The sequence below is a fragment of the Hydrogenivirga sp. 128-5-R1-1 genome (assembly GCF_000171895.1).
Map to the genome: position 1 here is coordinate 1 of NZ_ABHJ01000248.1, position 1722 is coordinate 1722.

Here is a 1722-nt window from a genome sequence, read left to right on the forward strand (position 1 = left end):
TAATTGGGGAACATGGCCATCCTGAAGTTATCGGAACATTAGGTCATCTTGAGGAATCTGGCGGAAGAGGGATAGTAGTATCTAATATGGAAGAGCTTGTTAAGAACCTTCCAAGAACAAGTAAAGTAGGTGTTGTTGCACAAACTACTCAGAGCGAAGACTTTTTTAGAGAGGCTGTAGGATATATTGCTGAAAACATTGAAGAAGTAAAAATATTCAATACAATCTGCGATGCCACATCTGTTCGTCAGGAAGAAGTTAAAAAAATAGCTCCAAATGTGGATGTTATGATAATTATCGGAGGAAAGCACAGCGGAAATACAAATAGACTTGCACAGATATCAAGATACTTAAATCCAGATACTTACCATATTGAAAAAGCTGACGAAATAGAACCTAAGTGGCTTGAAGGAAAAGAAAAAATAGGTATAAGTGCAGGAGCATCAACACCAGACTGGATAATTAATGAAGTAGTAGAAAAAGTAAAAAAGTTAACATCGGAGTAAAAATTTGGACGAAAGAGTAAATGTATTAGTAGATGCTTTTAGAAGGACAACTGAGCAAGGTGTAACATTAGAAGGAATATTAATTGTAGTTTTTTTATTCTCTTTCATTGTCTTATCATTAGTGCTTAGTTATAAACTAAAAATATACTTTCAAGAACATAGACTAAAAAAAATATTTTTTGAGTATTCAGAAAATATAGGCTTAACAAGGGATGAAGCTGAGATAATATGGGAGACCTCCAAAAAAATAGATAGAGACCCTTACTTATCACTTGAGGTTAAACAAACATTTGAAAAAATAATAGATTACTATATAAAAACCAATCCGGAGTTTGATGAAAATAAAATAAGACATATGAGAAAAGTATTAGGATTTGATTATATTCCTCCTTTTATACCTTTAACATCTACCAAAGATATAGACCTATATCAATCTGCAACTTTGATAAGTGATAAAGGTTCTTTTAATATTGCATTGGTAGATAAAGATGAGCTGTATATGTACTGGACAATTTTAGATAATGTTCCAGTTAGACTTAACAAAGGAGATAGTGTAAAAATAAATTTTTTAAGAACAGACGATGCTTATTATTCTTTTGAGGATAAAATTGAGGATATTTATAAAGAAAAAGATAGATATATTGTAAAAATACCTCACACATTCCATTTAGTAAGAACACAAAAGAGAAAAGAGATAAGAATAAAAATTAATGTTCCTGTAGAAGTTCACATAGATAAAATCAAAATAAATGCAGAAACAGAAAATATAAGTTTAGGTGGGCTAAAATTTTGTATATACAAGTCCGAAAATGATTATATGAAGATTTTGAGGATTGGCAAGTATATTTACTTAAGATTAAAAATTGGGAGCAATGTGATTATAACTGAAGCTAAAATTAAAAATATACTTGAAAAAGAAGATATGATATGTGTCGGAGTTGAGTTTGTTGATTTAGATAAAGAATATAAACAAATTTTAAGTGATTTTATTACTAAAAAACAGATGGAAATCATGCAGCAATATAAAAAACAAAAAGGATTATAACAGATGGATATAGCTACGCTAATAGGTATAGGCGCAGCATTTTTGCTTATTATAGTTTCTATAGCAATGGGCGGTAGCCCATTAGCGTTTGTAAATATTCCATCTATATTAATTACAGTAGGAGGTGGCTTTGCCTCAACAATTGCATCATATCCACTCCCAGAGTTCATA

General features: G+C 30.5%; 1 protein-coding gene and 1 pseudogene. Both read left to right on the top strand.

Annotation, left to right across the window (positions count from 1 at the left end; genetic code table 11):
- A pseudogene (locus HG1285_RS02795) lies at positions 1-506 on the top strand (4-hydroxy-3-methylbut-2-enyl diphosphate reductase); the annotation flags it as partial.
- 4 nt (positions 507-510) lie between these two features.
- Positions 511-1551, top strand: coding sequence for a PilZ domain-containing protein (locus tag HG1285_RS02790; protein ID WP_008289034.1), 1041 nt, complete (start codon positions 511-513; stop codon positions 1549-1551).
- Positions 1552-1722: the final 171 nt, after the last annotated feature.